Source organism: Ruegeria sp. I1 (assembly GCF_056532675.1).
On the sequence record NZ_JBQFNM010000001.1, the window covers coordinates 200,944 to 226,817 of the forward strand.

Below are 25,874 nucleotides of genomic sequence, written 5' to 3' on the forward strand. Positions count from 1 at the left end.
AGACAGTTGGCCTCATGCCCGTACTCGTGATGAAATTCGGAGGCACATCGGTTGCCAATCTTGACCGTATCCGCCGCGCGGCAAAGCGTGTGGGCGTTGAGGTGGCCAAGGGATATGACGTGATCGTCATCGTCTCGGCCATGTCCGGCAAGACCAACGAACTGGTGGGCTGGGTGAATGAAACCTCACCGCTGTTCGATGCGCGTGAATATGACGCTGTGGTTTCCTCGGGCGAGAATGTGACCGCAGGTCTGATGGCGTTGACTCTACAGGAAATGGATATCCCGGCGCGCAGTTGGCAGGGTTGGCAGGTTCCGTTGTTGACCAATGGTGCTCATTCCTCGGCGCGGATCGAAGAAATCCCGACCGACAACCTGAACCAGAAGTTCGGGGAAGGCATGAAAGTCGCGGTTGTCGCCGGGTTTCAGGGCCTGAGCCCCGAAGGGCGTATCACAACGCTGGGCCGGGGTGGCTCAGACACGACGGCTGTGGCCTTTGCTGCCGCTTTCGAGGCCGAGCGCTGTGACATATACACGGATGTGGATGGCGTTTACACGACCGACCCGCGCATCTGCGAGAAGGCGCGCAAGCTTGAGAAAATCTCGTTCGAGGAAATGCTGGAACTGGCCTCACTGGGCGCAAAGGTTCTACAGACCCGCTCGGTCGAGTTGGCGATGCGCTATAAGGTGCGCCTGCGGGTGCTGTCCAGTTTCGAAGAACAATCCGACAATGCAGGCACGCTGGTCTGCGATGAGGAGGATATCATGGAATCCAATGTTGTGGCCGGTGTGGCCTATTCCCGCGACGAAGCCAAGATGACTGTGGTCTCGGTGGCCGACCGACCCGGGATCGCCTCGATCATCTTTACCGCGCTCAGCGATGAGGGCGTCAATGTCGACATGATCGTACAGAATATCTCGGACGAAGGTCGCACGGACATGACCTTCTCGTGCCCGACCGATCAGGTCGCGCGCGCTGAAAAAGCGCTGCTGGCGATCAAGGATGCGGGCGAGCTGAACTATGCCGAGCTTGTTGCCGATAATGACGTTTGCAAGGTCTCGGTGGTTGGAATCGGTATGCGCTCGCAATCCGGTGTTGCGGCCAAGATGTTCAAGATTCTCTCGGATGAGGGGATCAATATTAAGGTCATTACAACCTCTGAGATAAAAATTTCCGTTCTGGTGGATCGGAAATACATGGAACTTGCTGTTCAGGCACTGCATGATGCCTTTGAACTGGACAAGGCGGCCTGAGCATTTCAGCCAAAGGTCTTGCCTGACGCACTAATTTGGGTGGGCCATGGCGGACGGCACCGAAACTGAATCCCGCAAGCTGCTGGGACGGCTGCGCGAAGAAATGGCGAGCGAGGCCGCCGGACAGGAACGGCTTGACCGGATCACTCATCTGATCGCCGATAGCATCCGGGCCGAGGTGTGTTCGGTCTATCTATTCCGAGACGAGGAAACGCTGGAACTTTGCGCAACCGAAGGCCTATCGCCCGAGGCGGTTCATAAAACGCGGATGCGGATGGGCGAAGGGCTGGTCGGTCGTGTAGCCAAGTCTGGCAAGATCGTGAACACCGCCGACGCGCCATCGGCCAAAGGTTTTCGCTACATGCCGGAAACCGGTGAAGAACGGTTCTCGTCTTTTCTGGGTGTTCCGATACAGCGATTGGGCGAAAACCTAGGCGTACTGGTCGTTCAGTCGCGCGAGGCGCGCGAGTATTCTGCTGATGAGGTCTACGCTCTGGAAGTTGTCGCCATGGTGTTGGCCGAAATGGCCGAGCTGGGCGCGTTCGTCGGTGAAGGTGCGGCGCTGTCTCCATTGCACCAGCAATCCGTACTGCTGCGGGGCGGACCGGCGCAGGAAGGGTCAGCCGAGGGGCATGTCTGGCTGCACGAGCCGCGCGTTGTAATCACCAATCCGATTGCCGATGATCCACATCGAGAGCGTGAGCGGCTGGTCGAGGCGGTCGAAGAGTTGCGCGTTGGCGTCGACAAGATGTTGGAGATTTCTCAGGGCGGGGATTCTGACCAGCTGAAAGTGTTGGAAGCCTACCGGATGTTCGCGAATTCCAAAGGCTGGATGCGCCGGATGGAGGAAGACATTGCGCTGGGCCTCAGCGCCGAGGCGGCGGTTGAGAAAGAGCAGTCGCAGGCGCGGGCCCGTATGGGGCAGGTTACAGATCCTTATCTACGAGAGCGTCTGGCCGATCTGGATGATTTGTCCAACCGTCTGCTGCGGATCCTGACGGGGCAGGGTAAAACTGATAGTTCGGACCTGCCACCGGATCCGATTCTAATTGCGCGCAACATTGGCCCAGGCGATCTGCTGGAATATGGCCGCTCGCTGAAAGGCATCGTGCTGGAAGAAGGGTCTGTCGGCAGCCATGCGACCATCGTGGCACGTGCCTTGGCGATCCCATTGGTTGTCCATGTGGGGCGCATCACGACCGAGGCGCTCAATGGGGATCATATCCTAGTCGATGGCGACCAAGGTGTTGTGCACCTGCGCCCCGAGGATACGGTGGTCAGCGCCTTCCGCGACAAGATCGCAATGCAGGCCAAAGCGCAGGAACGCTATGCCTCGATCCGTGAAACACCATGCGTGACACAGGACGGCGCACGGATGAATCTGGTGATGAACGCGGGTCTGATGGCAGACCTGCCGTCGCTGAATAATTCGGGGGCCGAAGGGGTTGGATTGTTCCGGACCGAGCTTCAATTCCTGGTCCGTAATCAGATGCCGAAACGGTCTGAACTTGTTACGCAATACCAACGCGTGCTGGACGCAGCAGGTGAGAAACGCGTGGTATTTCGCACGCTGGATATCGGGTCAGACAAAGTGCTGCCCTATATGAAACATGTGGCCGAGCCAAACCCGGCCCTTGGCTGGCGCGCGATCCGCGTGGGTCTGGATAAGCGTGGCGTCATGCGGATGCAGCTGCAGGCGCTGATCCGCGCGGCGAATGGGCGGCCGCTAACGGTTATGTTCCCCTTTGTCGCGCAGGCCGATGAGTTTCGTGAAGCCCGATGGGAGGTCAACAAGACCATCGAGCGGGAAAAGCGACTGGGTCATGTGCTGCCCGAAACGCTGGAAGTCGGTGCGATGCTCGAGACGCCGTCTTTGGGGTTCGCACCGCAGAAGTTCTTTGACGAGGTCGATTTCATTTCAATCGGTGGCAACGACCTGAAACAGTTCTTCTTTGCGGCCGATCGCGAAAACGAATTGGTGCGCAGGCGGTATGACACCCTTAATGTCAGCTTCCTCAGCTTTATCGAACGCGTGGTTGAACGCTGCGATATCTCGGATACGCCGCTCAGTTTCTGCGGTGAGGATGCGGGCCGGCCCGTCGAGGCCCTGTGCTTGGCGGCGATGGGAATTCGGACTTTGTCGATGCGTCCGGCCTCGATTGGTCCTGTGAAAAGCCTGTTGTTGCGTTCGAACCTTCAGGAAGTGCGCAAGATCATCGCCGATGCACGCCACCGGGGCGAGCAATCTGTGCGACCTTCGGTGATGGAGTGGTTGCGCAGCCAGAGCTAACCGGAAAACCTGCGGCTTTGCGCAAATCCATGCTTGATTTCTTGGGTCTATCTACTTATTACAACCACAAATGTTAGCGATAACATTCTTATGACGGCAGTGTCACCTTCTCAAATCATGGGGCATGATGGGCTGGCACAGGTGGATGCAAAAGGAACCAGGCCATGGTCTCACGTGTAATTCCTGTAGACCCGTTTGACCTCGTGCTGTTTGGCGCGACGGGCGATCTGGCGCAACGCAAGATCTTGCCCGGGCTGTATCACCGTTTTGAGGTTGGTCAGATGCCCGAAGATGCGCGTATCATTGGTACGGCGCGCTCGGACATGGACAGTGAAGGGTTTCGCAAACAACTGCGCGCGTCGATGGATGAGTTTGCCCCGAAATATGATAAGGGCATTTTGGACCGGTTCCTGTCACGCGTCGACTATGTCCCGGTGGATGCGCTGGGCGATTCAGGATGGCCTGATCTGGCGAAATCGCTTCGACCTGATGTGGTGCGCGCTTTCTATCTGTCCGTGGGCCCCAGCCTGTTTTCGGGCATCGCGCAACGGCTGCACGATCATGGTTTGGCCACGCCCGACAGCAGGATCGTGGTAGAAAAACCCTTTGGCCATGATCTGGCCTCAGCCAAGGCGTTGAACGAAGGGTTGCGCGCCTGTTTCGAAGAGCATCAAATCTACCGGATCGACCACTATCTGGGCAAGGAAACCGTGCAGAACCTGATGGCGCTGCGCTTTGCCAATTCATTATTCGAGCCGCTCTGGAACGCCACGCATGTCGATCATGTTCAGATCACCGTGGCTGAGACGGTGGGTGTTGAGGGGCGTGGCGCTTACTATGATCAATCCGGCGCGATGCGGGATATGATTCAGAACCACCTGGTGCAATTGCTGTGTCTGACGGCGATGGAGCCGCCTTCGAAATTCGCACCCAACGCGGTGAGGGATGAAAAGGTCAAAGTGATCGAAGCACTGGAACCGGTTGAGCCCAAGGATATCGCGCGCGGCCAATATCGTACGGGCAAGGGCAGCGATGGCTATCTGGATCATGTTGGTGACCCGGCCAGCCGCACCGAAAGCTATATCGCGCTCAAGGCGCATATAGGCAATTGGCGCTGGGCGGGTGTGCCGTTCTACCTGCGCACCGGCAAGCGCCTGAGGGCCCGTGAATCTGAGATCGCGGTGTTCTTCCGCGACCCGCCCCATACGATTTTCCCCAACGTAGGGCCTCTGCATGGCAACGTGCTGGTGATCCGCTTGCAACCGGATGAGGGCATCACCTTGCGCACCACTATCAAGGAACCGGGGCAGGGCGGGTTCCGCCTGTCCGACGTGGCGCTGGATATGAGCTTTGCCGACGCCTTGGGCGATGATGGTCAATCCCCCGACGCTTATGAACGCCTGATTATGGACGTGATCCGCGGTGATCAGACCTTGTTCATGCGTGGGGACGAAGCCGAAGCTGCCTGGGCCTGGGTCGATCCCATCATTCACGGCTGGGAAGAGCGTGGCGACAAGCCCGCAAAATACGATCAGGGCAGTTCAGGGCCCGAAGAAGCATTGATGCTGATGCATCGCGATGGACGCCGCTGGCGTCAGATCGGAGGGTAATCATGGTCAATACAGTTATTTCCGACGTCACCAAACGTATCATCGACCGCAGCACCGACTTGCGCGGCCCGCATCTTGAGCGGATGGAACAGGCCAAATCCAAAGGCCCTGCGCGTGCACATCTGTCCTGTAGCGGTCAGGCGCATGCCTATGCCGGTGCGGGCGAGGATCAGAACTCGATGGCGACCGGTACGGCTGGGAACCTTGGCATCGTCACCGCCTATAACGACATGCTATCGGCCCACCAACCGTTCGAGCGCTATCCCGAGCTGATCCGCCAAGCGATCCGCGCGGCAGGCGGCACAGCGCAGGTCGCAGGCGGGGTTCCCGCCATGTGCGACGGCGTGACCCAAGGCGAGGCGGGGATGGAGCTGTCTCTGTTCTCACGCGACGTCATTGCGCTGGCGACTGGCGTCGCGCTCAGCCACAACACCTATGACGCGGCGGTGTTTCTGGGGGTCTGCGACAAGATCGTGCCCGGCCTGATCATCGGCGCGCAGGCCTTTGGCCATCTGCCGGCCGTCTTCCTGCCGGCTGGTCCGATGACCAGCGGTCTACCGAATGACGAAAAAGCCAAGGTGCGCCAGCAATTCGCTGCCGGAGAGGTCGGTCGCGACGCCCTGATGCAGGCTGAAATGGCAGCTTACCATGGCCCCGGCACCTGCACCTTCTACGGTACCGCCAACACCAACCAGATGCTAATGGAGTTCATGGGCCTGCACCTGCCGGGCTCCAGCTTCGTCAACCCCAACACGCCTCTGCGCGATGCTCTGACCGAGGAAGGCGCGCGCCGCGCCCTGTCTCTCAGCGCGTTGGGCAATCACTACACACCGGTCTGCCAGATCCTCGATGAACGCGCCTTCGTCAATGGTATCGTTGGCTTGATGGCCACGGGAGGTTCGACCAACCTGCTGATCCACCTGATCGCCATGGCGCGCGCGGGTGGTATCGTGCTGGATTGGGAGGATTTTTCCGACATCTCCGCAGTGGTCCCACTGGTCGCGCGGGTCTATCCCAACGGTCTGGCCGATGTGAACCACTTCCACGCCGCGGGGGGCTTGGGCTTTACGATCAGTACGCTACTGGACGATGGGCTGCTGCACCCTGACACACTGACCGTCGCGGGGCAGGGCCTTCACAACTACACCAAGGAACCAAAGCTGAAAGACGGCGAGTTGGTCTGGGAAGACGGTGCAGGCCACAGCCTGAATGAAAAGATCGTGCGCCCGGCAAAGGACCCGTTCCAGTCCACCGGTGGCCTGTCGCGCCTGACCGGAAATCTGGGCACCGGCGTCATGAAGGTCTCAGCCGTGGCACCCGAACACCAAGTGGTCGAAGCGCCCGTCCGTGTGTTTCACGACCAAAACGACGTCAAAGCCGCCTTCAAGGCCGGAGAGTTCACTGATGACGTCATCGTCGTTGTTCGATTCCAGGGCCCGAAGGCCAATGGTATGCCCGAGCTGCACTCGCTGACGCCGATACTGTCGATCCTTCAGGGCAGAGGCCAAAAGGTCGCTCTGGTCACCGATGGCCGCATGTCTGGGGCGTCGGGCAAGGTTCCCGCCGCCATCCATGTCTGCCCTGAGGCGCTGGACGGTGGTGCCATCGGCTATCTGCAAGACGGTGATCTGCTGCGCGTCGATGCAGTCAAGGGTGAGCTTGAGATCCTCAACCCCGGCGTCCTCGACCGTACCCCAGCCACTGCTGATCTGTCTGCCAACCAGCACGGCGTCGGCCGCGACCTCTTCGGCGCGTTCCGCCAGAATGTCGGCTCCGCCGACACGGGTGCCAGCATTTTTGGAGTTTAACCTATGTCTAAAACCCAACGCACCCGCGAGATCTGCGCGCTGGCCCCAATCGTTCCTGTGCTGGTCGTGGATGACGCCGCCCACGCACGGCCTTTGGCCGAGGCACTGGTCGCGGGCGGTCTGCCCGCTCTCGAAGTCACTCTGCGCACCCCTGCGGCACTGGACGTGATCCGCACCATGGCCGCTGTGCCCGGAGGCGTCGTGGGCGCAGGCACGCTGGTCACACCCGAAGACGTCCGCGCCGCCAAAGAGGCTGGCGCGCAGTTCGGCGTCTCGCCCGGCGCGACCGACGCCCTCATCGCCGCCTGCGAAGCCGAAGGCCTGCCCCTTTTACCCGGCGCGGCTACCGCGAGTGAGGCCATGGCTCTGCTGGAAAATGGCTATGACATGTTGAAATTCTTCCCCGCCGAAGCCTCGGGCGGTGCCCCTGCGCTGAAAGCTATCGGCGCGCCACTGCCGCAAATCAGTTTTTGCCCCACGGGCGGTGTCTCGCCCTCAAACGCGCGTGATTATCTGTCTCTCTCCAACGTGATCTGCGCAGGCGGCAGCTGGGTTGTGCCCCAGCAGATGGTCCAAAACGGCGATTGGTCCGGGATCGAATCCCTTGCGCGCGAGGCCGCTGGTCTGATGGATTGACGTCGCAGGGCGAAACGCTAGGGTAGGCCTCAATTCAAACAGGTTGCCCTCATGACAAACCGACCCTCCCTCTCGCATGGGCGCGAGTATCTGGCCATTCCCGGCCCTTCTGTTATGCCCGACGCGGTGCTACAGGCCATGCACCGCCCGTCACCCAATATTTATGACGGCGCGCTGATCGAGATGATGCCGGCCCTTACGCGCGATCTAAAGCGCGTCGCCTGCACCGAACACAACGTCGCCATCTATATCGCCAACGGCCACGGCACGTGGGAGGCCGCGCTGTCGAACGTGATCGCGCCCGGCGAAACCGTTCTGGCTCCGGCCTCTGGTAGGTTCACCTATGGCTGGGCCGAGATGGCCGCAGGGATTGGCGCCAAGGTCAAAACGATTGATTTCGGCACATCTTCTCCGTGGAGTTTCGAGCAAATTGCGGATGTTCTGCGGGCCGACCAAGCGCATGAGATCAAGGCAGTTCTTGCCGTCCATGTGGATACATCCAGCTCGATCCGAAATGATATCCCAGCCTTGCGCACGCTTCTGGACGAGTTGAACCATCCGGCGCTGCTTATGGCCGACTGCATTGCCTCACTCGGGTGCGACCGGTTCGAAATGGACGCCTGGGGCGTCGATGTGACAGTCACCGCCTGCCAAAAAGGGCTGATGACACCGCCCGGCATGGGCTTTGTCTTCTTTAACGACAAAGCGCAGGCAAAACGGGCCGCAATGCCTCGTGTCTCGCTCTATTGGGACTGGCAACCGCGCGCCAATCCTGAATTGTTCTATCAATACTTTGACGGCACCGCGCCGACTCATCACCTCTATGGCCTGCGCGCCGCGCTTGATCTCATTCACGCGGAAGGTATCGAAAACGTTTGGGCGCGCCACGAACACCTCGCCAAAGCGATCTGGGCCGCCTGCAAGGTCTGGGCGGAGGGCGGTGCTCTCCATTTCAATGTCACCGATCCGGCCTTTCGCAGTCATGCGGTCACCGCCCTGCGCCTGACCGAAGGGCGCGGCACACCGCTGCGCAACTTTACCGAAAACCACCTCGGCCTGACGCTCGGCATCGGCTTGGGGATGGAGGACTGGGACGGCTGTTTCCGCCTCGGCCATATGGGCTATGTAAACGCCCAGATGGTTATGGCGATGCTAGGCGGCGTGGAAACCGCAATGGCGGCCTTGAACATACCACGCGGTAACGGCGCGCTCGAGGCTGCTGCGACAATCCTGGCGAACCAGGCCTGATCCGCTTCATCTGGCCATAAGTATCCCGGGGGAGGCGCGCGCCGCGCGGCGGGGGCAGAGCCCCCTGCCTCAACCGGATGCCTCGCTCGACCGTGCAGCCTGCAGCGCGATCGGCAGAGCCCTGGAAAAAGCCGTTAGATCATCTTCGGTACCACAGCTGACGCGGATACACCGGTTCTGCGGTGCAACAAATGGCATACGAACAAAGATGCCTTGCGCCACGAGGGACGCCAACACCGCCCTGGCAAACTCGCCATCTTCACCGCAATCAATTGCGACGAAATTTGTGGCCGAAGGCAAAGCGATCAGCCCATTCTCTCGCGCGATCTCGCCAATACGACTGCGCGCGGTTTCAACGCGATGTTGCACCATTCCTAGCCAAGCCTGATCTGCCAACGCCGCCAGCGCCCCCGGTTGGGCTGCACGGTTCATTCCAAAGTGGTTGCGTATCTTGTTGAAGGACAGGATCAACTCGGGTGCACCAATCGCATACCCAACCCGTGCACCCGCCATGCCGTAGGCCTTTGAAAATGTGCGCATTCGGATCACGCGTGGATCATCGGCTCGCACAGGGGCTGCGGTGCCTTCCGGGGCGCATTCCACATAGGCCTCGTCCAACACCAGCAAACATCCCTCGGGAAGAGCGTCCATCGCGGCAACGATATCTGCGCCACTGTGCCAACTGCCCATTGGGTTGTCAGGATTGGCCAGATAGACCAGTTTGGCACCAACCTCGGCCGCTTTTGCAAACAGGGCCTGTGGGTCTTCGTGATCCCCGGCATAGGGCACCTTGTGCAAAACCCCGCCATAACCCGCGACATGGTAGTTAAAGGTCGGGTAGGCTCCATCCGAGGTCACAACCGCATCTCCTGGCTCGACAATCAGCCGCGCCAGGTATCCCAGCAACCCGTCGATCCCTTCGCCAACAACGATGTTCTCGGGGGCGATCCCATGATGATCCGCCAGGGCGTTACGCAGATCGTGGTTTTCGGGATCGCCATACATCCAAATCTCGGCACTTGCCCCACGCATGGCCTCAATCGCGCGGGGCGAGGGGCCGAACACGTTCTCATTTGCGCCCAGACGCGCCGAAAACGGTGCACCGCGCTGACGTTCCTGCGTTTCAGGGCCAACAAACGGCACGGTTGCGGGCAGGGTTTGGGCAAGCGATGTGTAGCGTGGTCCAGTCATAGGCGCAGATAAACGTATGCGCACAGTCGGGGCAAGCATCTGCATTGCCCTGACGTCGCAGTGGAACTGAACCCCCATTTCAGGCCATGCTGGCCCAAACAGTGTTGGGAGGCCATTATGGCACGTGTATCCGTTGAGTACCGCAATCACATCGCCCATGTCACCCTGACGCGGGGCGACAAGATGAACGCGCTGGATGACGCGATGATCAAGGCGCTACTGGGGGCCGGGCAAGAGGTCGCTGTATCCGACGCACGCGCCGTTGTCCTGTCGGGCGAGGGTAAAAGTTTCTGTGCCGGGCTCGACATGGCCAGCTTTGCCAGCATGGCGCATAAAGACCCGACCGAATGGCTGATGACCCGCAGCCACGAAGACGCCAATGAGATGCAAGAGCTTGCCCTGATCTGGCGCCGCATTCCGGTTCCGGTGATCTGCGCGATTCAGGGCGTGGCCTATGGCGGCGGGCTGCAGATCGCGCTGGGCGCAGATATCCGCATCGCGCATCCCGAGGCCAAACTGGCCGTGATGGAAATGAAATGGGGCATCATTCCGGATATGGGCGGCATGGTCCTGCTGCCTCGGTTGGTTCGCTCTGATGTGCTGCGTCTGTTGACCTATACTGCCCGTCCCATCGGCGCGCCTCAGGCATCGGACTGGGGGTTGGTGACAAAATTGTCTGACGATCCCCTCACCGAGGCCCTCGCGATGGCTGAAAACATCGCAGGCCAAAGCCCCTCAGCAATCCGGGCCGCAAAACGGCTGATCGAGGTTGCCGAATCCAGGGGCCGTCAGGATGTTTTGTTGGCAGAATCTTCAGAGCAAGTGGACCTGATCGGAAAGCCCGACCAGATGGAGGTTGTTATGGCCCAGATGCAAGGTCGAAAGCCGGAATTCAAATGACTACCGCCACGATAGCTCGGATCATTATCTATACCAAACGCATGGATGAAATGATCCGATTTTATGAAACGTATTTTGGGTACTCGGCTCAACAAGCCGCTGGGGATCGCATTGTGGAGTTGGTTCCTCCAAACACCGGGTTGCGCCTTCTCTTGCACCCTGCGGCAAAATCTGCGCGCGAAGGACAGGTCGCGGTCAAATTGGTGTTCGATGTGGATGACGTCGCGGCCTTCTGTGCACGTGCCAAAGAGAATGGTTTGGAATTCGGCGCTATACATCATGCGGACGGGTATGATTTTGCCAACGCAAAAGACCCTTCAAAAAATTCGATTTCTGTATCTAGTCGGGCATTTTCTGACCAAATCTAGCGCATAAAGGCGCGTCGTGCGTCACGTGCCATATGGTAACGCATCTCGAGGTCGGCAATTTTTGCCATTGCAGATTTGCGCTCAAACGGATCCATGAGATCAGCATAGGATTTGCGTGCCGCGTCCAGTTCCTTCTTGATGTTGAACTCTTCTGGCAGCACCCCGGCCTGTGCCATGATCCGATGCCCGATCGCAATGGCGGGATCGCCTTGGGCCTCGCCTGACCGATCTGGCAAAGGCGCCCCTTCGCCTTCCAGGTCTTGCATCTGGCCTTCAGTCTGCGCCTTCTTGATCTGGTGTTCCACCAGTTTTGCCAATGATCCAAACATGTTTGCAGTCTACATGCGATAAAGCGCTGGTAAAAGTCGCTAGCGCACGCGGATTGACACAAGATACGCGATTCCACCTGCCAGCAGCCCCCAGACCGCAGCCCCCAACCCGTACACGGTGATGCCCGAGGCAGTGATAGCCAGGGTTAGAATGGCGGCCTCTCGCTCGGCAGGCACGTTCAATGCTGCGTGCATTGAGTTGGCCATTACACCTATCAGGGCTACACCGGCCAGAGTACCCATAAGCAACGGATCTGCATGTGTGGCGAAACTGGTGATCGCCACCGCAAAGACGCCGAACAGGCAGTAGAACACGCCGCCCATGATCGCGGACCAATAGCGCAGAGCAGGGTCGGGATGGCTGTCTTCGTTCGAGCACATCGCGGCGGTGATCGCAGCCAGGCAGGTTGCGGGTGCGCCAAAAGGTGCCGACAGCAGACTTGCGCCCCCAACGGCCGAGAACAACCGACCTGCGTCTGGCTTGTAGCCAAAGCTGCGCATCACTGCGACGCCGGGGATGTTCTGCGTTGCCATTGTCACGATGAAAAGCGGCACGCCTATCCCTATTGCGGACGCGACTGAAAACGTAGGCATGATCCAGACCGGGGCGGCTACCAGTTGATCGGGCCGCAACTGGACGTCCCCGGCATTCAACGTCACCACAATGGCCGCCGCGATCACAGCGGCGGGGACGGCGAATAGTCGATTGAAACGACCTGCGATGAACCAGGTCAGGATTACCGGCAGGGCCTGCCAAGGTATCTCTACCGCTGCTTTGAAAGGCACCAGACAAAGTGGCAAAAGCACGCCAGCGAGCATCGCCTGAGCCAGCGTAGTCGGGATCGCCGCCGCCAGGCGTCCCAGCGGTTTCCAGAGCCCGGCCAGAACCGTCAGAGCGCCGGCGCATAAGAACGCTCCGATAGCGCCGGAGTAGCCCTCCACCGGCGTGGCCGAAACAGCCAGCAGCGCAGCCCCCGGCGTGGACCACGCGACGCTGATTGGCTGCTTGTAGACTGTGCTGAGAATGATGGCGGCCAATCCCATTGCGATGGCCGCGCACATCAGGCCGGATGCGGCCTGAGCGGGCGAGGCACCCATGGCGGCCAACCCCTGCAAGACAATCGGGAATGAGCTAAAGAACCCAACGATTGCAACCACCAACCCGGTTGAAACGGTCTGCATCGGGGGAAAGCGCTGTGTCATTGCGTCCTCAGGGGTTGCCACTTGCATTTGCTAACAATCGCAGCCTGCAGGGAACAAGGTCAAAAGCGTCAGAGAAAAGGAAAACCCCGCCAAAGCGCGTGGCGGGGTTTCTGAGTTGTGCGATTGTGGAAAGATGAAGATCAGGCGATTTCGGCCAGACGCGCAAGCGCCTCGTTCAGTTTCGCCTCTTCTTCCTCGCGGGCGGCAAGGTTGGCTTTGGCTTCTTCAACCACCTCTTCCGGGGCCGAGGCCACGAATTTGGGGTTGTTCAAACGCCCACGCAAACCGCCGAGTTCTTTGGCCAGCTTGCCCTTGGCCTTTTCCAACCGTTCCTTTTCCGCGCCGATGTCGATGATATCGGCCAGCGGCAGGCCGAAGGACGCGCCGGGGGCGGCGATCGAGATGGTGCCTTTGGGTAGCTCATCCGTCTTGGTCAGGCTGTCGATCCGCGCGAGGCGTTTGATCAGCGCTTGGTTGCGGTCCCATGCGGCTTGGCCGTGGTCGTCGATTTCCGTCACCAGCATAGGCACATAGAGGCCGGCGGGGACGCGCATCTGCGCACGGGCTGAGCGAGTGTTTTCGATCACCGAGATCACCCAGTTCATCTCACGATCCGCATCGGCGTCGATCAGGTCGGTGGCCGCATAGGTCGGCCAGTCGGCGTGGACGACCATCTTGGCGCGCACGCCGGTCAGGCCCCATAGTTCTTCGGTGATGAAGGGCATGATCGGATGCAGCAGGACCATGCACTGATCCAGAACCCAGCGCATGGTGGCGCGGGTCTCGGCCTGCGCCTCGGCGTCATCGCCTTGCAGCAGAGGTTTCGATAGCTCCACGTACCAGTCACAAACCTTGCCCCACACAAAGGCATAAAGCCCATTCGCGGCATCGTTGAAACGATAGCTTTCCAGCGCAGCATCGACTTCTTCTCGCACGCGGGCGGTTTCGCCGATGATCCAGCGGTTCACGGCCGCCTTGGGCTTCAGGTCGGCCACATCCAGTTGCGGCACGGCGTCGGTGAAGACTTCGTTCATCTCGGCAAAGCGGACGGCGTTCCACAGTTTGGTGCCGAAGTTGCGATAACCGGTGATGCGTTCCCGCGACAGTTTCAGCACGCCGCCAATCGCCGCCATCGAGGCGTTGGTAAAGCGCAGCGCATCCGCACCGAATTCGTCCACGATCTCCAGCGGGTCGATGACGTTGCCGGTGGTCTTGGACATCTTCTTGCCCTTCTCGTCGCGGACGAGCTGGTGCAGGTAGACGGTGTGGAACGGGATCTGATCGACCACGGCCAGTTGCATCATCATCATCCGGGCGACCCAGAAGAACAGGATGTCAAAGCCGGTGATCAGAACGTCCGTCGGGAAATAGCGCTCCAGCTCCTCGGTTTGCTCGGGCCAGCCCAGCGTGCCGATGGGCCAGAGGCCGGAGGAGAACCATGTGTCGAGGACGTCGGGGTCGCGATAAACTAAGAGCTTCTTAACACCATTCGGAGCAAAGCCATTGTTGATTGTTGCCCAGTTTCCGTGATGAACGTCCATTGGAGCGACATAATCGCTCCGTTCATATTGCTCAGAGTTGATTGTGATCTCGACCACTTCGTCACTGCCAAACTCCTGCTTCAGGCGCTCAGTCAGCTCATCGAAACTTGCGGCACAGAATGGTTTCGGGTCTGCGTTTTCACCAGTCCCGAGAAGATACCAAACCGGAATCTGATGCCCCCACCACAGCTGGCGCGAGATGCACCAGGGCTCAATGTTTTCCAGCCAGTGATAGTAGGTCTTCTCGCCCGACTCGGGGATGATCTTGACCGTGCCGTCCTTGACCGCATCCAGCGCGGGGCCGACGACTTTTTCGGCGTCGACGAACCACTGGTCGGTGAACATCGGTTCGATCACCACTTTCGAGCGGTCGCCGAAGGGCTGCATGATCGGTTTGCTCTCGACCAGCGGGACCAGCTTGTCTGCGCCCTCATGATCGGGCTTCAGAGCGGTTGAACCCAAACGCGGATCGTCTGCGCGGGTCATGACGGCCAGGCCGTCAGCGGTGATCTCTTCCACCACCTTCGCCCGCGCCTCGAACCGGTCGAGGCCGCGCAGGTGGTCGGGGATCAGGTTGATCGCGTCGATCTCGTTCTCGGTGAACTCACGCCCACGTGCAAATTCCTGCGCCAAATCCGCCGCCTCGGCATAAGGCGCGCCATCGGCCCGCATCGCGCCTTTGGTGTCCATCAGGCGGTACATCGGAATGCCGCCACGCTTGGCGACCATGTTGTCGTTGAAGTCATGCGCGCCGGTGATCTTTACCGCGCCCGAGCCGAAATCGGGATCGGGATAGTCATCGGTGATGATCGGGATCTGGCGGCGATGTTCCTTCGGGCCAACCGGGATTTCGCAGAGTTTGCCGACAATTGGCGTATAACGTTCATCCGAGGGATGAACCGCAACCGCGCCATCGCCCAGCATGGTTTCGGGGCGGGTCGTGGCGATCGAGATATAATCGCGCTCTTCCTCAAGCACAATGTTCCCGTCCTCGTCTTTCTCGACATAGGTGTAGGTCTCACCCCCGGCCAGCGGGTATTTGAAGTGCCACATGTGGCCCGCGACTTCGATATTCTCGACTTCGAGGTCCGAGATAGCAGTTTCAAAATGCGGGTCCCAGTTGACCAGGCGCTTGCCGCGATAGATCAGGCCTTTTTCGTACATGTCGACGAAGACCTTGATCACGGCATCGTGGAAATTGGCCGAGTTCTCATGGCCAGTGCGCGGGTCGCCCGCGGCGCCGGCCATCGTGAACGCGTTGCGCGACCAGTCGCAGGAGGAGCCGAGGCGTTTCAACTGCTCAATGATCGTGCCGCCGTATTCGCCTTTCCACTCCCAGACTTTCTCAAGGAATTTCTCACGGCCCAACTCTCGCCGACCGGGCTGCTGGGTGTTGGCCAGCATCTTTTCGACCTGCATCTGCGTGGCGATACCGGCATGGTCCTGACCAGGCTGCCAGAGAGTGTCAAACCCACGCATGCGGTGCCAGCGGATCAAGATGTCCTGTAGCGTGTTGTTGAACGCATGGCCCACATGCAAAGCACCGGTAACGTTGGGCGGCGGGATCATGATGGTAAAGCTTTCGTCTCGCGATCTGTTCGCGCCTGCCTTGAAGGCTCCGGCCTGTTCCCAGGCCTCATAAATGCGGGCCTCAGCCTCGGCCGCGTTGAATGTCTTTTCCATCGCCATGGGATGCGTCCTGCGTCATCGAATTGAGGGTCAGCGCCTGCAATAGCGAAAGGTTTGCGAAAGTGGAAGGCTTTGCCGCCAATTCCCCTCAGCGGCGAAGTTCATCGCGACCGTGAACCACACCACAGACAACGGATGGTCGGGTCGATCACACTCTTACGGTGTGGTCACAGGGCCGCGCGGCGGGACAACATGTAGCTTTGCTGTCAGTTTCGTGACCCGGCGACAGACGCTTTCTGGAGATTTGCACTGGTTTTGAACTTTCGTAATATATTCAGACATATGGTGGTTCTATTGAAGGCGCTGAAGCAGGTGACGGACTTGGCCATGATGCTGCCCAAATGGCTGACTAGGATCGAGATGATGGCGCAGAGGCTCACGGTTTCGTTGGGTGCCTTGTCCGGCAGGGGCAGGATGCCCATCCTTAAGTTTATCTCCATGCCGCGTTTATCAGCGCGCCTTAAGCTGGACGCTCGTTGGTGTTGCGGGGGTGAGAGGCGGATGCAGAGGCTATTGGTGCGCATGCGACCAGGGTCAGAGGAGGTGCGATGCTGAGACGCGCGCGCAACCTTGCAGAGTACAGGAGTGGTTGAGATATGGTTTGGTCGCGGCTAAGCAGAAAGGTACTGGGATGGCTTGGGCGGCCATTGCGGTCCGAGCATTCTGCCGAAGTGCGGCATCGCGAGCCGATCAGCCATGTCATCATTCTGGACGGGACCATGTCGACGCTCGAACCGGGATTCGAAACCCACGCGGGTCAGACTTACCGACTGTGCAAGGAGATGGGCAGCCAAGTATCCGTTTTCTATGAAGCTGGCGTACAGTGGGACAGCTGGAAATCCTCGCTGGATGTGATGATGGGGCGTGGGATCAACCGGCAAATCAGGCGCGCTTATGGATATCTGGCATCGCGGTACAAACCGGGGGATCGTATTTATTTCATGGGTTACTCACGCGGTGCCTATGGCGTGCGCAGCCTGGCCGGGGTGATCGATATGATCGGCCTGCTTAAGGCCGAGCACGCAACCGAGCGCAATATCAAACAGGCCTACCGCCACTATGAGTGCAACCCTTCGGGCGCGGCGGCGCGGGATTTCCGGGGCAAGTTCTGCCATGACGACCTTGCCATCGAGATGATTGGCGTCTGGGATACCGTAAAGGCGCTTGGGCTGCGTCTGCCATTGTTGTGGCGCTGGGCAGAAGACAGGCACGCTTTTCACAACCATCATCTGGGGCAAGCAACGCGCCATGGCTATCACGCCATGGCCCTGGATGAGACGCGTGAAGTCTATGAGCCCGTTCTCTGGCAGTGCAAACCCGACTTTAAAGGCCATGTTGAACAGGTCTGGTTCCGCGGCAGCCATGGAGATGTAGGTGGTCAGTTGAACGGGTTCGAACAGGCCCGACCGCTTAGCAATATCTCGATGATCTGGATGCTGGATAAGGCCGAGCGACATGGGCTGCCTTTGCCAGACGGGTGGAGGGACCGGTTCCCAACAGATGTCAGCGCGCCTTCGGTGGGCACTTGGCGGGGGTGGGGCAAGATTTTCTTGCTACGCAAGCATCGCAGGGTCGGACAGGATCGATCCGAACAACTGCACGTCTCGGTATCGCCTCAGGATCTGCCGGGTTGGGTGCCGATGTCAGACGAAGCGACCTATCCGGCGCGATGAGGGTTCAGGTTGGAATGCAAACATTCCTTACAGTCGCGACAAATGCGTCTGGGCGCTCAACCTGATCGAACCGCCATCGCCGTGGGGACCAGTTGTAAATGCGTTGTGCGTCTGGATGATCCACGATCATCAGGCCGTGAAAGAACCAATCGGAAGTGGATTTGCAGCCCGTCGCTTCGGTGTAAAAAGAAAACCCACGTAGTTCATAAAGTGTCTCGACTGTGGATCGCGGTGAGTGATGCGCAATGCAGAAAGGTGACCCATTCGCGATGATGTGAGCTTGAACTTGGATCATAGGAACTGTCACAAGAGACCAAAGCGCTGCCACTGTTCCAATCGAAACCCCGATTTTGGCTAACCATGAGGGTTTTGGATTTCCGTCACTCCCCGACCAAACAAGAAAGCTGGATGAGACGGCAATCGTCAGACTGATTCCATGAACTACCTGGGTTTCTGAAAACAGAGAAAAAACTCCTGATGCCAGCGTCAGAAAGATACCTGCAACAGCCGATATTGCAGCACAAAGCTTGGCAAGAGTGGCTGGTATGTAGTGCACCCCCATTGATACAAATCCTGCGATTGCCAGAGGTAGGATTGGGGCTATCCAAGTTGAAAGGTATAAAGTTTGCACCCAAAAGGGTTGGCCTTTGCCAGACGCGGAAGGGGTGTACACCGTGTTGTTGAATGGTTGTAGGTAAGCCAGAATAATTAGTGCGGCATAGGCAAAGAATAAAACTTTGTGTTTCAAACGGGCCTCAAAGCGAAATACCCGGCGAAGACTGAAATATTTAGGACAAGCCAACCTCTTTCAAGGTAACGGCTTGCCAAAGACAGTGTTTGTTCGAAAGGTGCAAAACCAAGACAATTGAATTGCACCCGATGTGCCGTTACCGCCGCCGGTCGCGGCGTGAGCTCATGGGCTGGAACGCCACACCTACATGGGCCTCGCAATAGGGTTTTCCGGGCTCAACCGGCAGACCGCAGAACCAGAAATCATCGGTTGCCGGGTCACCCACGGGCCATTTGCAGGTTTTTTCGGTCAGTTCCATCAGCGTCAGCTTCTTGGCCTTCTTCTCAACCTCGTTGACCTTGGCCAATGCCTCGGGGCTGATTTCATTGGCTGAAGGCTGCGGCGGCAACGGCTGACCGGCCGGGATGATCTGCCGGCGGGCAGGAACCGCAGGTTTTGACTCGGCCGCAGGCGCTGGCGCGGGGCGAGCGGGTTCAGTCTTGGGTGCAGCTTTGGGCTTGGCCTCGACCTTGGGTGAGGGGGCAGGCTTTTCCTTGGGCTCGGATTTCGCCGGGGTCGCGCCGGTTGCGCGGTTTGACAGGCCCAGACGGTGTACCTTGCCGATCACGGCGTTGCGGGTCACGCCACCCAGTTCTTTTGCGATCTGGCTGGCCGACTGGCCCTCGCCCCACATCTTCTTCAGCAGCTCTACACGCTCGTCAGTCCAGGACATCATTTGCCTTTCAAAAGCGGAAAGCGGCCCCGGATTCGGGCCGCCTTGGGAATTTGTTTCAGCGCCCTATTCTAATCACTGCGGGCCGAGTTACAAGCGGTCTTCGAATCAGCTATGGGGCAGACATGCAGAATCTTGTGGATCAGGGCACGCGCCGGTTCGGTGCGGTGAATTGGATGGGGCTTTATACGCTGGCGCAGCGCGAAACTCTGCGCTTTCTGGCGGTCTGGACACAAACTCTGCTGGCCCCTTTGGTGACGGCTGGTTTGTTTCTGCTAATTTTTACAATCGCCATCGGTCCCAGCAGGCCAGATGTGATGGGTGTGCCATTCCTGACCTTCCTTGCGCCGGGCATCATGATGATGACCGTTATTCAAAACGCCTTTGCCAATACCTCGTCCTCGATGGTGATCGCCAAAGTGCAGGGCAATATCGTTGATACGTTGATGCCGCCCCTGTCACCGCTTGAGATTATGTTGGGTTACCTGGCAGGTGGGATCGCACGGGGCGCATTGATCGCCTGCGTTGTGTCCCTGGCCTTTTGGGTTTACTTGTCTATTGCTCCGCAGAATCCCTTGGTCACACTGGTCTTTGTGCTTCTCGGAGGCGCTTTCATGGGCGCGTTGGGCCTGTTCGCCGGTATCTTTGCCAACAAGTTTGATCAGATGGCTGCGATCACCAATTTCATCGTTACACCTTTGGCGTTTTTGTCGGGCACATTCTATTCCGTCGACGCCCTGCCTCCGGTTCTGAACGCGATCAGCCATGTAAACCCGGTTTTCTATCTGATCGACGGGTTGCGATACGGCATGATCGGTGTGTCTGACAGCTCTCCCGTTTTGGGGGCCATTGTGTGCAGCCTGGCAACTCTGCTGGTCTGTACGATGACATGGTGGATGTTGCGCAAGGGTTACCGGCTCAAGGCCTGACGCTGCCGCGCTTCACGCCAGACCAGGATCAACGCTCCGGCAATGATGATGGACGAGCCGATGATGCTGACCGGATCCGGCACGACTCGAAACACGGCGAAATCATAGATCGCAGCAAAGATCAGTGTTGCATAGCTGATCGGTGCCACGAATGAGGCATCCGCACGCGCCATACCATTCACGAAACAGGCTTGGGCACAGGCCATCAAGACACCGATTCCAATTAGCGCAGCCCATTGTGCTGGGTTGGGCATTTGCCAGACGAAGACGACAGCAACGGATGCGATGGCCAATCCCATCGAGTTGTTAACCAGTAGGATTTGGATAGGAATTTCCTTGCCTGAGAGTTTTTTGATGAAAATCAGTTCCATTCCTATTACAGCGGCAGCCGACAAGGCTAACAATGCTGCGGGCTGAAAGCTTTCTGGGGTTGGGCGTAGCAGGATCAACGCACCTGCCAGCGATACAGCAGCAGCCAGCCAGCGCCATGGTCCAACACCTTCTTTCAGCAAAGGAATTGCAAGCACCATCGCAAAGACCGGGTTCAAGAAGGAAATTGCCGTTGCATCTGCGATTGGAATGAACGCGACCGAGGCAAACATCAGTGTGATGCCAAGCCAGCCAAAGCTTGTTCGACCAATATGCAGCTTCCAATGGGGGCGCCGCAACTGCGGGCGCAGAATGCCAACTGCGCTGACAATCACCACAAACGCAAACAAAAACCGCCCATGGCTGATTTGCATTGGGTGAAGCGGCGGGCCGAGCGTTTCTGTTCCCAACGCCTTGGCCAACAAGGTCGTTGCAGCAATAAAGGCGCTGGCGAAGAAAATCAGCAGGGCGGCCAGTGGCGGATTCTGATCCTTGGGTTCGAACATGGTCTACCGGTGGGGCAGCGCGTCCAGAATGGCAAGACGTAACTGCAAGGCGCAGCGATGCTGAGCAATATTTCTTGCACGACGCAAATTATGGGTTTCCAGAACCGCTACGGGTCGCTATACGGCCCGCATGATCAAAACCGCACATATCCTGCGCCTCCGACGCCGACGCTTTTCTGCGTAACCGCTTCGTTTGATCTCTTTGCGCCGTGTAAAGCGCCGCAAATCTCACCAAATCAGTTGACGACCATGGCCCCGGTGTATCACTCACAGGGCTTAAGCTATCTTAAAAGGATGATCCGATGATCCCGTCCGTTCTGCCGACCTATAACCGTGCGCCCCTGACTTTTGTGAAGGGCGAAGGTGCCTGGCTGACTGAGGCGGATGGCCGACGTTTTCTGGACCTCGGTGCCGGGATCGCGGTGAACGCGCTTGGCCACGCGCATCCGGCGTTAGTCAATGCGCTGACGGAACAGGCGCATGCGCTGTGGCATGTCTCGAACCTCTACCACATTCCGCAGCAGCAGGCGCTGGCCGATAAGCTTGTCGAACACACCTTTGCGGATACCGTGTTCTTCACCAACTCGGGCACCGAGGCCTGTGAACTGGCCGTCAAAATGGCCCGCAAGTATTTCTATGACAAAGGCCAGCCCGAGAGGGTCGAGATCATCACCTTTGATGGCTCGTTCCACGGCCGCTCCTCGGCTGGTATCGCCGCCGCCGGGTCCGAGAAGATGACCAAGGGCTTCGGCCCTCTGTTGCCCGGCTTTGTGCATCTCACCTTCGGAGATCTCGACGGTGTGACCAACGCCATCTCCGAAACCACCGCTGCGATCATGATCGAGCCAGTGCAGGGTGAAGGAGGTATTCGGCCTGTTCCCGATGCCGAACTTAAAGCTTTGCGCCAGATTTGCGACGACCATGGCCTGCTTCTGATCCTGGACGAAGTGCAATGCGGCGTGGGCCGCACTGGCAAACTCTTCGCGCATGAATGGGCGGGCATCACCCCGGATATCATGATGGTCGCCAAAGGCATTGGCGGAGGCTTCCCTTTAGGCGCAGTGCTGGCCACAGAAGAAGCCGCCAGCGGCATGACTGCTGGCACTCATGGTTCGACCTATGGGGGGAACCCGCTGGGTTGCGCTGTGGGCTGCGCCGTGATTGATCAGGTTGCCACACCCGCATTCCTTGAGGGCGTCAACCGAAAAGCGGGCTTGATGCGTCAGAAACTCGAAGGTCTGGTTGCCGCACATCCGGATGTCTTTGAAGAGGTGCGCGGATCCGGCCTGATGTTGGGCCTGAAATGCAAGGCGGCGAATATCGAAGTCGTCAACGCAGGTTATGACAACCAGGTCATTACTGTGCCCGCTGCCGACAACGTGATCCGCTTGCTACCGCCCTTGACCCTCAGCGAGGATGACATCGTCGAAGCTCTGATCCGCCTCGACAAGGCTGCCGCACAGGTTGAAGGCCAACTTGCCACCGCATGACCCTTCTTCTGTTAAAAAATACCTCGGGGGTTCGGGGGCAGAGCCCCCGCCCGTCGACAACAAAAAGCGATACGCCATGAACCATTTCCTTGATATCCACAAAACCGATACCGCATCCCTTAGAGCGATGATCGATCAGGCCAGCGAAATGAAACAGGCCCGTTTGGGTCTCCGCAAAGCCGCGCCGGATGATGAACAGCCCCTCAAGGGCTGCATGGTTGCGCTGATCTTTGAAAAACCATCAACCCGGACGCGTGTTTCCTTTGATGTGGGCGTTCGCCAGATGGGGGGGCAGACTATGGTTCTGTCAGGGAAGGACATGCAGCTGGGCCATGGCGAAACCATCGCTGACACCGCCCGCGTTCTGTCGCGCTATGTCGATATGATCATGATCCGGACCTTTGACGAAACCATTCTGACCGAAATGGCCGAATATTCGGACGTGCCGGTGATCAACGGACTTACCGACCGAACCCATCCCTGCCAGATCATGGCCGATGTCCTAACCTTCGAAGAACATCGCGGACCGATCAAAGGCAAAAAGGTCGTCTGGACAGGGGACGGCAACAATGTCTGCGCCTCGTTCCTGCATGCTGCCGGACAGTTTGGATTTGACTTCACCTTTACTGGCCCGGCCCAGTTCGACCCCGAGGAAGAGTTCATGGGCTTTGCCCGTCAGCGGGGCTCAAAGGTAATCGTCGAACGCGACCCCCATAAAGCTGTCGAAGGGGCTGACCTAATTGTTGCGGATACCTGGGTGTCCATGCATGACTCTCAGTCCGCGAAAGAGCGTCGCCACAACCTGCTTCGCCCTTATCAGGTCAACGCCGAACTGATGTCCCATGCGAAACAGGATGCGCTGTTCATGCATTGCCTGCCCGCACACCGTGAAGAAGAAGCAACTTCCGAGGTTATGGACGGCCCGAACTCGGTCATTTTTGATGAAGCCGAGAACCGCCTGCATGCGCAAAAGGCGGTAATGCGCTGGTGTCTGGGCGTCTAAGCCCTTCGCTTCACATCCCATACCCGCAATTTGGCGAGCGCCTGCGCGGTCGCCAAAACAACCAGCACACAGAGTGCAGTCTTGCTTATGACTTCCATCGTGCCTTCGATCAGCATCGCATGGATCACGCTGCCTAGAATGGTGATAGTTGCGAGCCCCGCATGACCCAGCCGCCAGATGCGAAACCGAAGGCGTAGGCGCGTTCGGTAAAGGGCCAGCACAGCGGCGCCAAAGGCGGCCCACATCGCGACAACACCCCAGGCGGAAAATGGTGTCGGTGAAACGAATAGCAGCGCATCAACAACATCAGGCGGGCTGGTGATCCACAAACCTCCGACATGCAATAAAATGGAGATGATCAGCGTGACGCCCAACAAGCGATGCAGGTTTCTGCTGGTCATTGGGGTCAGGCCAGGCAGGTCTCTGGCCGCGAGCAGGGGCTGAACCAACAGCAGACCTAGGCCGATGATCCCCGAAAAACCGGCCGCAATGTAGACAGGGTCGCGCCATGCCAGCAATGGGCTGAAGCCTGCGACCATCAAAGGAATGGCCAGTGCGGCAAACAGGCTCGCCCAGAGTGCGATTTTACGGATCACGAGGGTCAGATCGGTTGCAACACGAAATGCGCAGCCAGCGTTTTATCCTTAGAGCTGGACATCACCGGGCGCAGAAACACAGTCTCATATGTGCCACTGTCATAGGCCAGGTGACCATGTGGTTGACCAAAGGCTGGAACGATTTGTGGCATTTCCAGCCGGAATTCACCATTTGCATCCGTTAGTGTCGCGCCATGGCTTTGCGGATCGCGCTCGTGCCCTTCGGTGGTATGGGCCCAGATCTGGATGCGTTGACCCGGCAAGGGAGCCCCATCGCCCGCGCGGCGCACCGAGCCTGTCATCCAAAAGCCGCCGCCACCGATCCGTTCAACGATCGGAGCGCCCGGGCGATAATTGTTCGACCCACCTCGCATCGATGGAGTAGGAGCAACGCCAGCCGCCAGTGCCGGTGTAAATCCGCCTGCTAGTGCGGCTGTTCCGGTAGCGATCAGGTTCCGGCGCGTGATTAGTAGGCGGGTCATGGATACTCTCCTGTCGAACCTAATGCAGCCCTTCGTTCAATGGCCTCTATATCCAAAGATAGCACATGCGCGGACGATTCCGAGGTCGCGTCGAATGGAATCGCAAGGTTTCGCCCTCACGCCTCTGTGAGGTTTGGTGCCTGTTGCCAACACTGATATCTCCCTGCACGCAAACTGTGCGTTGATGCGCTTTTACCGCACACGTTTCGCCCTATATTCACATTTGTGAACGCAATATGGCCCCTCGGGCCGCCCGACTGGGAGAGCAGGAATGAGTTGGAATCCGACCCACAATCCCGAATGCCTATCCGAAAACCCGGCATTGGACACTTTGATCATCCCGCGCGCGCGTGACCTTGGCGGGTTCGAGGTGCGCCGAGCACTGCCTTCGGTTCAGCGGCAGCTTGTGGGACCTTTCATTTTTTTCGACCAGATGGGCCCGGCGGAATTCATCACCGAAGGCGGAATCGACGTGCGCCCTCACCCCCATATCGGGCTGGGTACCGTGACTTATCTTTATCAGGGTGAGTTCGAGCACCGCGACAGCCTGGGAACCCACCAGATGATCTATCCGGGTGAGGTCAACTGGATGGTTGCCGGACGCGGCGTAACCCATTCAGAACGTACGAGCGATGAGACCCGAGGCAAGCGAAACAGTCTGTTCGGTATCCAGACCTGGATCGCACTGCCAGAACAACATGAAGACATGGCCCCTGATTTCGAGCATCACAAACAGGGCGCGTTGCCGCATATTCAGGATGCGGGTGTCAGCGCGCGGCTGATCTTGGGTTCAGCCTATGGCGAAACAAGCCCGGTGACCATGCTGTCTGAAACCTTCTATCTGGATGTGCAGCTCGACCCTGGTGCATCCTTCCCGCTGCCCGACGATCATGAAGATCGGGGCGTTTATGTCACCGAAGGTCAGGTTGAGATCGCCGGAGACAGGTTCGACGCGGGGCGCATGATGGTTTTCCGCCCAGGCGACAAACTTTCGGTTACAGCAGGGCCTCTTGGCGCGCGGCTCATGCTGTTGGGCGGGGCGACGTTGAACGAGGACCGGTATATCTGGTGGAACTTTGTATCCTCGTCGAAAGAAAAGATCGAAACCGCAACCCGCGAGTGGAAAACCGCAGATTGGGCCAATGGCGCATTCCATCTGCCGCCCGGGGATGATCAGGAGTTCATTCCGATCTCAGAGGAATTGGAACGCACCAAGCCCCGTCTGGCACGGTGAACGCGACGTCATTGAGCCATGGGCTTGTCCCGGGCTGAGAACCCGGTGATCCTTTGCAAAGCG

The 25,874-nt window shown here is 58.6% G+C and carries 22 protein-coding genes; 13 read left to right on the top strand and 9 right to left on the bottom strand.

Going from position 1 to position 25,874, the window contains the following annotated elements; genetic code table 11:
* Positions 1 to 14: 14 nt before the first annotated feature.
* The 6 genes from ACR0DH_RS01000 to ACR0DH_RS01025 all read left to right on the top strand — a co-directional run bounded on the left by ACR0DH_RS01000 (position 15) and on the right by ACR0DH_RS01025 (position 8,845).
* Entirely contained in the window at positions 15 to 1,253 is a 1,239-nt protein-coding gene (locus ACR0DH_RS01000; protein ID WP_353013671.1) for an aspartate kinase, read from the top strand.
* A 46-nt stretch (positions 1,254 to 1,299) separates the two neighbouring features.
* Positions 1,300 to 3,543, top strand: a complete 2,244-nt coding sequence (gene ptsP, locus ACR0DH_RS01005) for a phosphoenolpyruvate--protein phosphotransferase (protein ID WP_170530932.1) — start codon at positions 1,300 to 1,302, stop codon at positions 3,541 to 3,543.
* 164 nt (positions 3,544 to 3,707) lie between these two features.
* On the top strand, positions 3,708 to 5,153 hold the full coding sequence (zwf, locus tag ACR0DH_RS01010; protein WP_480497219.1) for a glucose-6-phosphate dehydrogenase: 1,446 nt from the start codon (positions 3,708 to 3,710) through the stop codon (positions 5,151 to 5,153).
* 2 nt (positions 5,154 to 5,155) lie between these two features.
* Positions 5,156 to 6,961 (top strand): phosphogluconate dehydratase, encoded by a 1,806-nt coding sequence (gene edd / locus ACR0DH_RS01015; RefSeq protein ID WP_480546489.1) that lies wholly within the window; start codon positions 5,156 to 5,158, stop codon positions 6,959 to 6,961.
* Positions 6,962 to 6,964: 3 nt separating this feature from the next.
* Entirely contained in the window at positions 6,965 to 7,597 is a 633-nt protein-coding gene (locus ACR0DH_RS01020; protein WP_480546491.1) for a bifunctional 4-hydroxy-2-oxoglutarate aldolase/2-dehydro-3-deoxy-phosphogluconate aldolase, read from the top strand.
* 51 nt (positions 7,598 to 7,648) lie between these two features.
* A complete protein-coding gene (locus tag ACR0DH_RS01025; protein ID WP_480546493.1) occupies positions 7,649 to 8,845 on the top strand; it encodes a pyridoxal-phosphate-dependent aminotransferase family protein in 1,197 nt (398 codons plus the stop codon).
* A 69-nt stretch (positions 8,846 to 8,914) separates the two neighbouring features.
* Here the strand turns inward: ACR0DH_RS01025 and ACR0DH_RS01030 are convergent, their stop codons facing one another.
* Complete coding sequence (locus tag ACR0DH_RS01030) at positions 8,915 to 10,036, bottom strand: pyridoxal phosphate-dependent aminotransferase (RefSeq protein WP_480546495.1); 1,122 nt, start codon at positions 10,034 to 10,036, stop codon at positions 8,915 to 8,917.
* Positions 10,037 to 10,153: 117 nt separating this feature from the next.
* Here ACR0DH_RS01030 and ACR0DH_RS01035 point away from each other — a divergent pair, with 117 nt between their 5' ends.
* Complete coding sequence (locus ACR0DH_RS01035; protein WP_480546497.1) at positions 10,154 to 10,936, top strand: crotonase/enoyl-CoA hydratase family protein; 783 nt, start codon at positions 10,154 to 10,156, stop codon at positions 10,934 to 10,936.
* Complete coding sequence (locus tag ACR0DH_RS01040; protein ID WP_480546499.1) at positions 10,933 to 11,304, top strand: VOC family protein; 372 nt, start codon at positions 10,933 to 10,935, stop codon at positions 11,302 to 11,304. The genes ACR0DH_RS01035 and ACR0DH_RS01040 overlap by 4 nt, the downstream gene beginning before the upstream one ends.
* On the opposite strand, the gene ACR0DH_RS01045 is transcribed toward ACR0DH_RS01040, so the two are convergent.
* The 3 genes from ACR0DH_RS01045 to ACR0DH_RS01055 form a co-directional block, all read right to left on the bottom strand.
* Positions 11,301 to 11,633, bottom strand: coding sequence for a DnaJ family domain-containing protein (locus ACR0DH_RS01045; RefSeq protein ID WP_480546501.1), 333 nt, complete (start codon positions 11,631 to 11,633; stop codon positions 11,301 to 11,303). The genes ACR0DH_RS01040 and ACR0DH_RS01045 overlap by 4 nt on opposite strands.
* Before the next feature lie 39 nt (positions 11,634 to 11,672).
* The gene (locus tag ACR0DH_RS01050) at positions 11,673 to 12,836 is read right to left on the bottom strand and encodes a benzoate/H(+) symporter BenE family transporter (RefSeq protein WP_480546503.1); all 1,164 of its coding nucleotides are present in this window, start codon (positions 12,834 to 12,836) and stop codon (positions 11,673 to 11,675) included.
* A gap of 140 nt (positions 12,837 to 12,976) precedes the next feature.
* Positions 12,977 to 16,066: a valine--tRNA ligase gene (locus ACR0DH_RS01055; RefSeq protein WP_480546505.1), complete on the bottom strand. Its 3,090-nt coding sequence runs from the start codon at positions 16,064 to 16,066 to the stop codon at positions 12,977 to 12,979.
* A gap of 596 nt (positions 16,067 to 16,662) precedes the next feature.
* Here ACR0DH_RS01055 and ACR0DH_RS01060 point away from each other — a divergent pair.
* A complete protein-coding gene (locus tag ACR0DH_RS01060) occupies positions 16,663 to 17,739 on the top strand; it encodes a DUF2235 domain-containing protein (protein ID WP_480546507.1) in 1,077 nt (358 codons plus the stop codon).
* Positions 17,740 to 17,743: 4 nt separating this feature from the next.
* On the opposite strand, the gene ACR0DH_RS01065 is transcribed toward ACR0DH_RS01060, so the two are convergent.
* Both ACR0DH_RS01065 and ACR0DH_RS01070 read right to left on the bottom strand, forming a co-directional pair.
* Positions 17,744 to 18,487, bottom strand: a complete 744-nt coding sequence (locus ACR0DH_RS01065; RefSeq protein WP_480546509.1) for a hypothetical protein — start codon at positions 18,485 to 18,487, stop codon at positions 17,744 to 17,746.
* A gap of 139 nt (positions 18,488 to 18,626) precedes the next feature.
* The gene (locus tag ACR0DH_RS01070; protein ID WP_170531686.1) at positions 18,627 to 19,202 is read right to left on the bottom strand and encodes a GcrA family cell cycle regulator; all 576 of its coding nucleotides are present in this window, start codon (positions 19,200 to 19,202) and stop codon (positions 18,627 to 18,629) included.
* Between the two features lie 125 nt (positions 19,203 to 19,327).
* On the opposite strand from ACR0DH_RS01070, the gene ACR0DH_RS01075 reads away from it, so the two are divergent.
* Positions 19,328 to 20,131 (top strand): ABC transporter permease, encoded by an 804-nt coding sequence (locus tag ACR0DH_RS01075; protein WP_480546511.1) that lies wholly within the window; start codon positions 19,328 to 19,330, stop codon positions 20,129 to 20,131.
* Here the strand turns inward: ACR0DH_RS01075 and ACR0DH_RS01080 are convergent.
* On the bottom strand, positions 20,113 to 21,006 hold the full coding sequence (locus tag ACR0DH_RS01080) for a DMT family transporter (protein ID WP_480546513.1): 894 nt from the start codon (positions 21,004 to 21,006) through the stop codon (positions 20,113 to 20,115). The two genes, ACR0DH_RS01075 and ACR0DH_RS01080, sit on opposite strands and share 19 nt — an antisense overlap.
* 302 nt (positions 21,007 to 21,308) lie before the next feature.
* Here ACR0DH_RS01080 and ACR0DH_RS01085 point away from each other — a divergent pair, with 302 nt between their 5' ends.
* On the top strand, positions 21,309 to 22,496 hold the full coding sequence (locus tag ACR0DH_RS01085) for an acetylornithine transaminase (RefSeq protein ID WP_480546515.1): 1,188 nt from the start codon (positions 21,309 to 21,311) through the stop codon (positions 22,494 to 22,496).
* Positions 22,497 to 22,572: 76 nt separating this feature from the next.
* Positions 22,573 to 23,499 (top strand): ornithine carbamoyltransferase, encoded by a 927-nt coding sequence (gene argF / locus ACR0DH_RS01090; protein ID WP_480546517.1) that lies wholly within the window; start codon positions 22,573 to 22,575, stop codon positions 23,497 to 23,499.
* Here argF and ACR0DH_RS01095 read toward each other — a convergent pair.
* Positions 23,496 to 24,092: a ferric reductase-like transmembrane domain-containing protein gene (locus ACR0DH_RS01095; RefSeq protein ID WP_480547286.1), complete on the bottom strand. Its 597-nt coding sequence runs from the start codon at positions 24,090 to 24,092 to the stop codon at positions 23,496 to 23,498. The two genes, argF and ACR0DH_RS01095, sit on opposite strands and share 4 nt — an antisense overlap.
* 8 nt (positions 24,093 to 24,100) lie before the next feature.
* Positions 24,101 to 24,577, bottom strand: coding sequence for a twin-arginine translocation pathway signal (locus ACR0DH_RS01100; RefSeq protein WP_480546519.1), 477 nt, complete (start codon positions 24,575 to 24,577; stop codon positions 24,101 to 24,103).
* Positions 24,578 to 24,848: 271 nt separating this feature from the next.
* Between ACR0DH_RS01100 and ACR0DH_RS01105 the strand changes: the two genes are divergently transcribed.
* Entirely contained in the window at positions 24,849 to 25,811 is a 963-nt protein-coding gene (locus ACR0DH_RS01105; RefSeq protein WP_480542136.1) for a pirin family protein, read from the top strand.
* Positions 25,812 to 25,874: the final 63 nt, after the last annotated feature.

Coding starts and splice junctions, on each gene's coding strand:
- ACR0DH_RS01000 (WP_353013671.1), top strand. CDS start 15: ATGCCCGTACTCGTGATGAAATTCGGAGGCACATCGGTTGCCAATCTT.
- ptsP (WP_170530932.1), top strand. CDS start 1,300: ATGGCGGACGGCACCGAAACTGAATCCCGCAAGCTGCTGGGACGGCTG.
- zwf (WP_480497219.1), top strand. CDS start 3,708: ATGGTCTCACGTGTAATTCCTGTAGACCCGTTTGACCTCGTGCTGTTT.
- edd (WP_480546489.1), top strand. CDS start 5,156: ATGGTCAATACAGTTATTTCCGACGTCACCAAACGTATCATCGACCGC.
- ACR0DH_RS01020 (WP_480546491.1), top strand. CDS start 6,965: ATGTCTAAAACCCAACGCACCCGCGAGATCTGCGCGCTGGCCCCAATC.
- ACR0DH_RS01025 (WP_480546493.1), top strand. CDS start 7,649: ATGACAAACCGACCCTCCCTCTCGCATGGGCGCGAGTATCTGGCCATT.
- ACR0DH_RS01030 (WP_480546495.1), bottom strand. CDS start 10,036: ATGACTGGACCACGCTACACATCGCTTGCCCAAACCCTGCCCGCAACC.
- ACR0DH_RS01035 (WP_480546497.1), top strand. CDS start 10,154: ATGGCACGTGTATCCGTTGAGTACCGCAATCACATCGCCCATGTCACC.
- ACR0DH_RS01040 (WP_480546499.1), top strand. CDS start 10,933: ATGACTACCGCCACGATAGCTCGGATCATTATCTATACCAAACGCATG.
- ACR0DH_RS01045 (WP_480546501.1), bottom strand. CDS start 11,633: ATGTTTGGATCATTGGCAAAACTGGTGGAACACCAGATCAAGAAGGCG.
- ACR0DH_RS01050 (WP_480546503.1), bottom strand. CDS start 12,836: ATGACACAGCGCTTTCCCCCGATGCAGACCGTTTCAACCGGGTTGGTG.
- ACR0DH_RS01055 (WP_480546505.1), bottom strand. CDS start 16,066: ATGGCGATGGAAAAGACATTCAACGCGGCCGAGGCTGAGGCCCGCATT.
- ACR0DH_RS01060 (WP_480546507.1), top strand. CDS start 16,663: ATGGTTTGGTCGCGGCTAAGCAGAAAGGTACTGGGATGGCTTGGGCGG.
- ACR0DH_RS01070 (WP_170531686.1), bottom strand. CDS start 19,202: ATGTCCTGGACTGACGAGCGTGTAGAGCTGCTGAAGAAGATGTGGGGC.
- ACR0DH_RS01075 (WP_480546511.1), top strand. CDS start 19,328: ATGCAGAATCTTGTGGATCAGGGCACGCGCCGGTTCGGTGCGGTGAAT.
- ACR0DH_RS01080 (WP_480546513.1), bottom strand. CDS start 21,006: ATGTTCGAACCCAAGGATCAGAATCCGCCACTGGCCGCCCTGCTGATT.
- ACR0DH_RS01085 (WP_480546515.1), top strand. CDS start 21,309: ATGATCCCGTCCGTTCTGCCGACCTATAACCGTGCGCCCCTGACTTTT.
- argF (WP_480546517.1), top strand. CDS start 22,573: ATGAACCATTTCCTTGATATCCACAAAACCGATACCGCATCCCTTAGA.
- ACR0DH_RS01100 (WP_480546519.1), bottom strand. CDS start 24,577: ATGACCCGCCTACTAATCACGCGCCGGAACCTGATCGCTACCGGAACA.
- ACR0DH_RS01105 (WP_480542136.1), top strand. CDS start 24,849: ATGAGTTGGAATCCGACCCACAATCCCGAATGCCTATCCGAAAACCCG.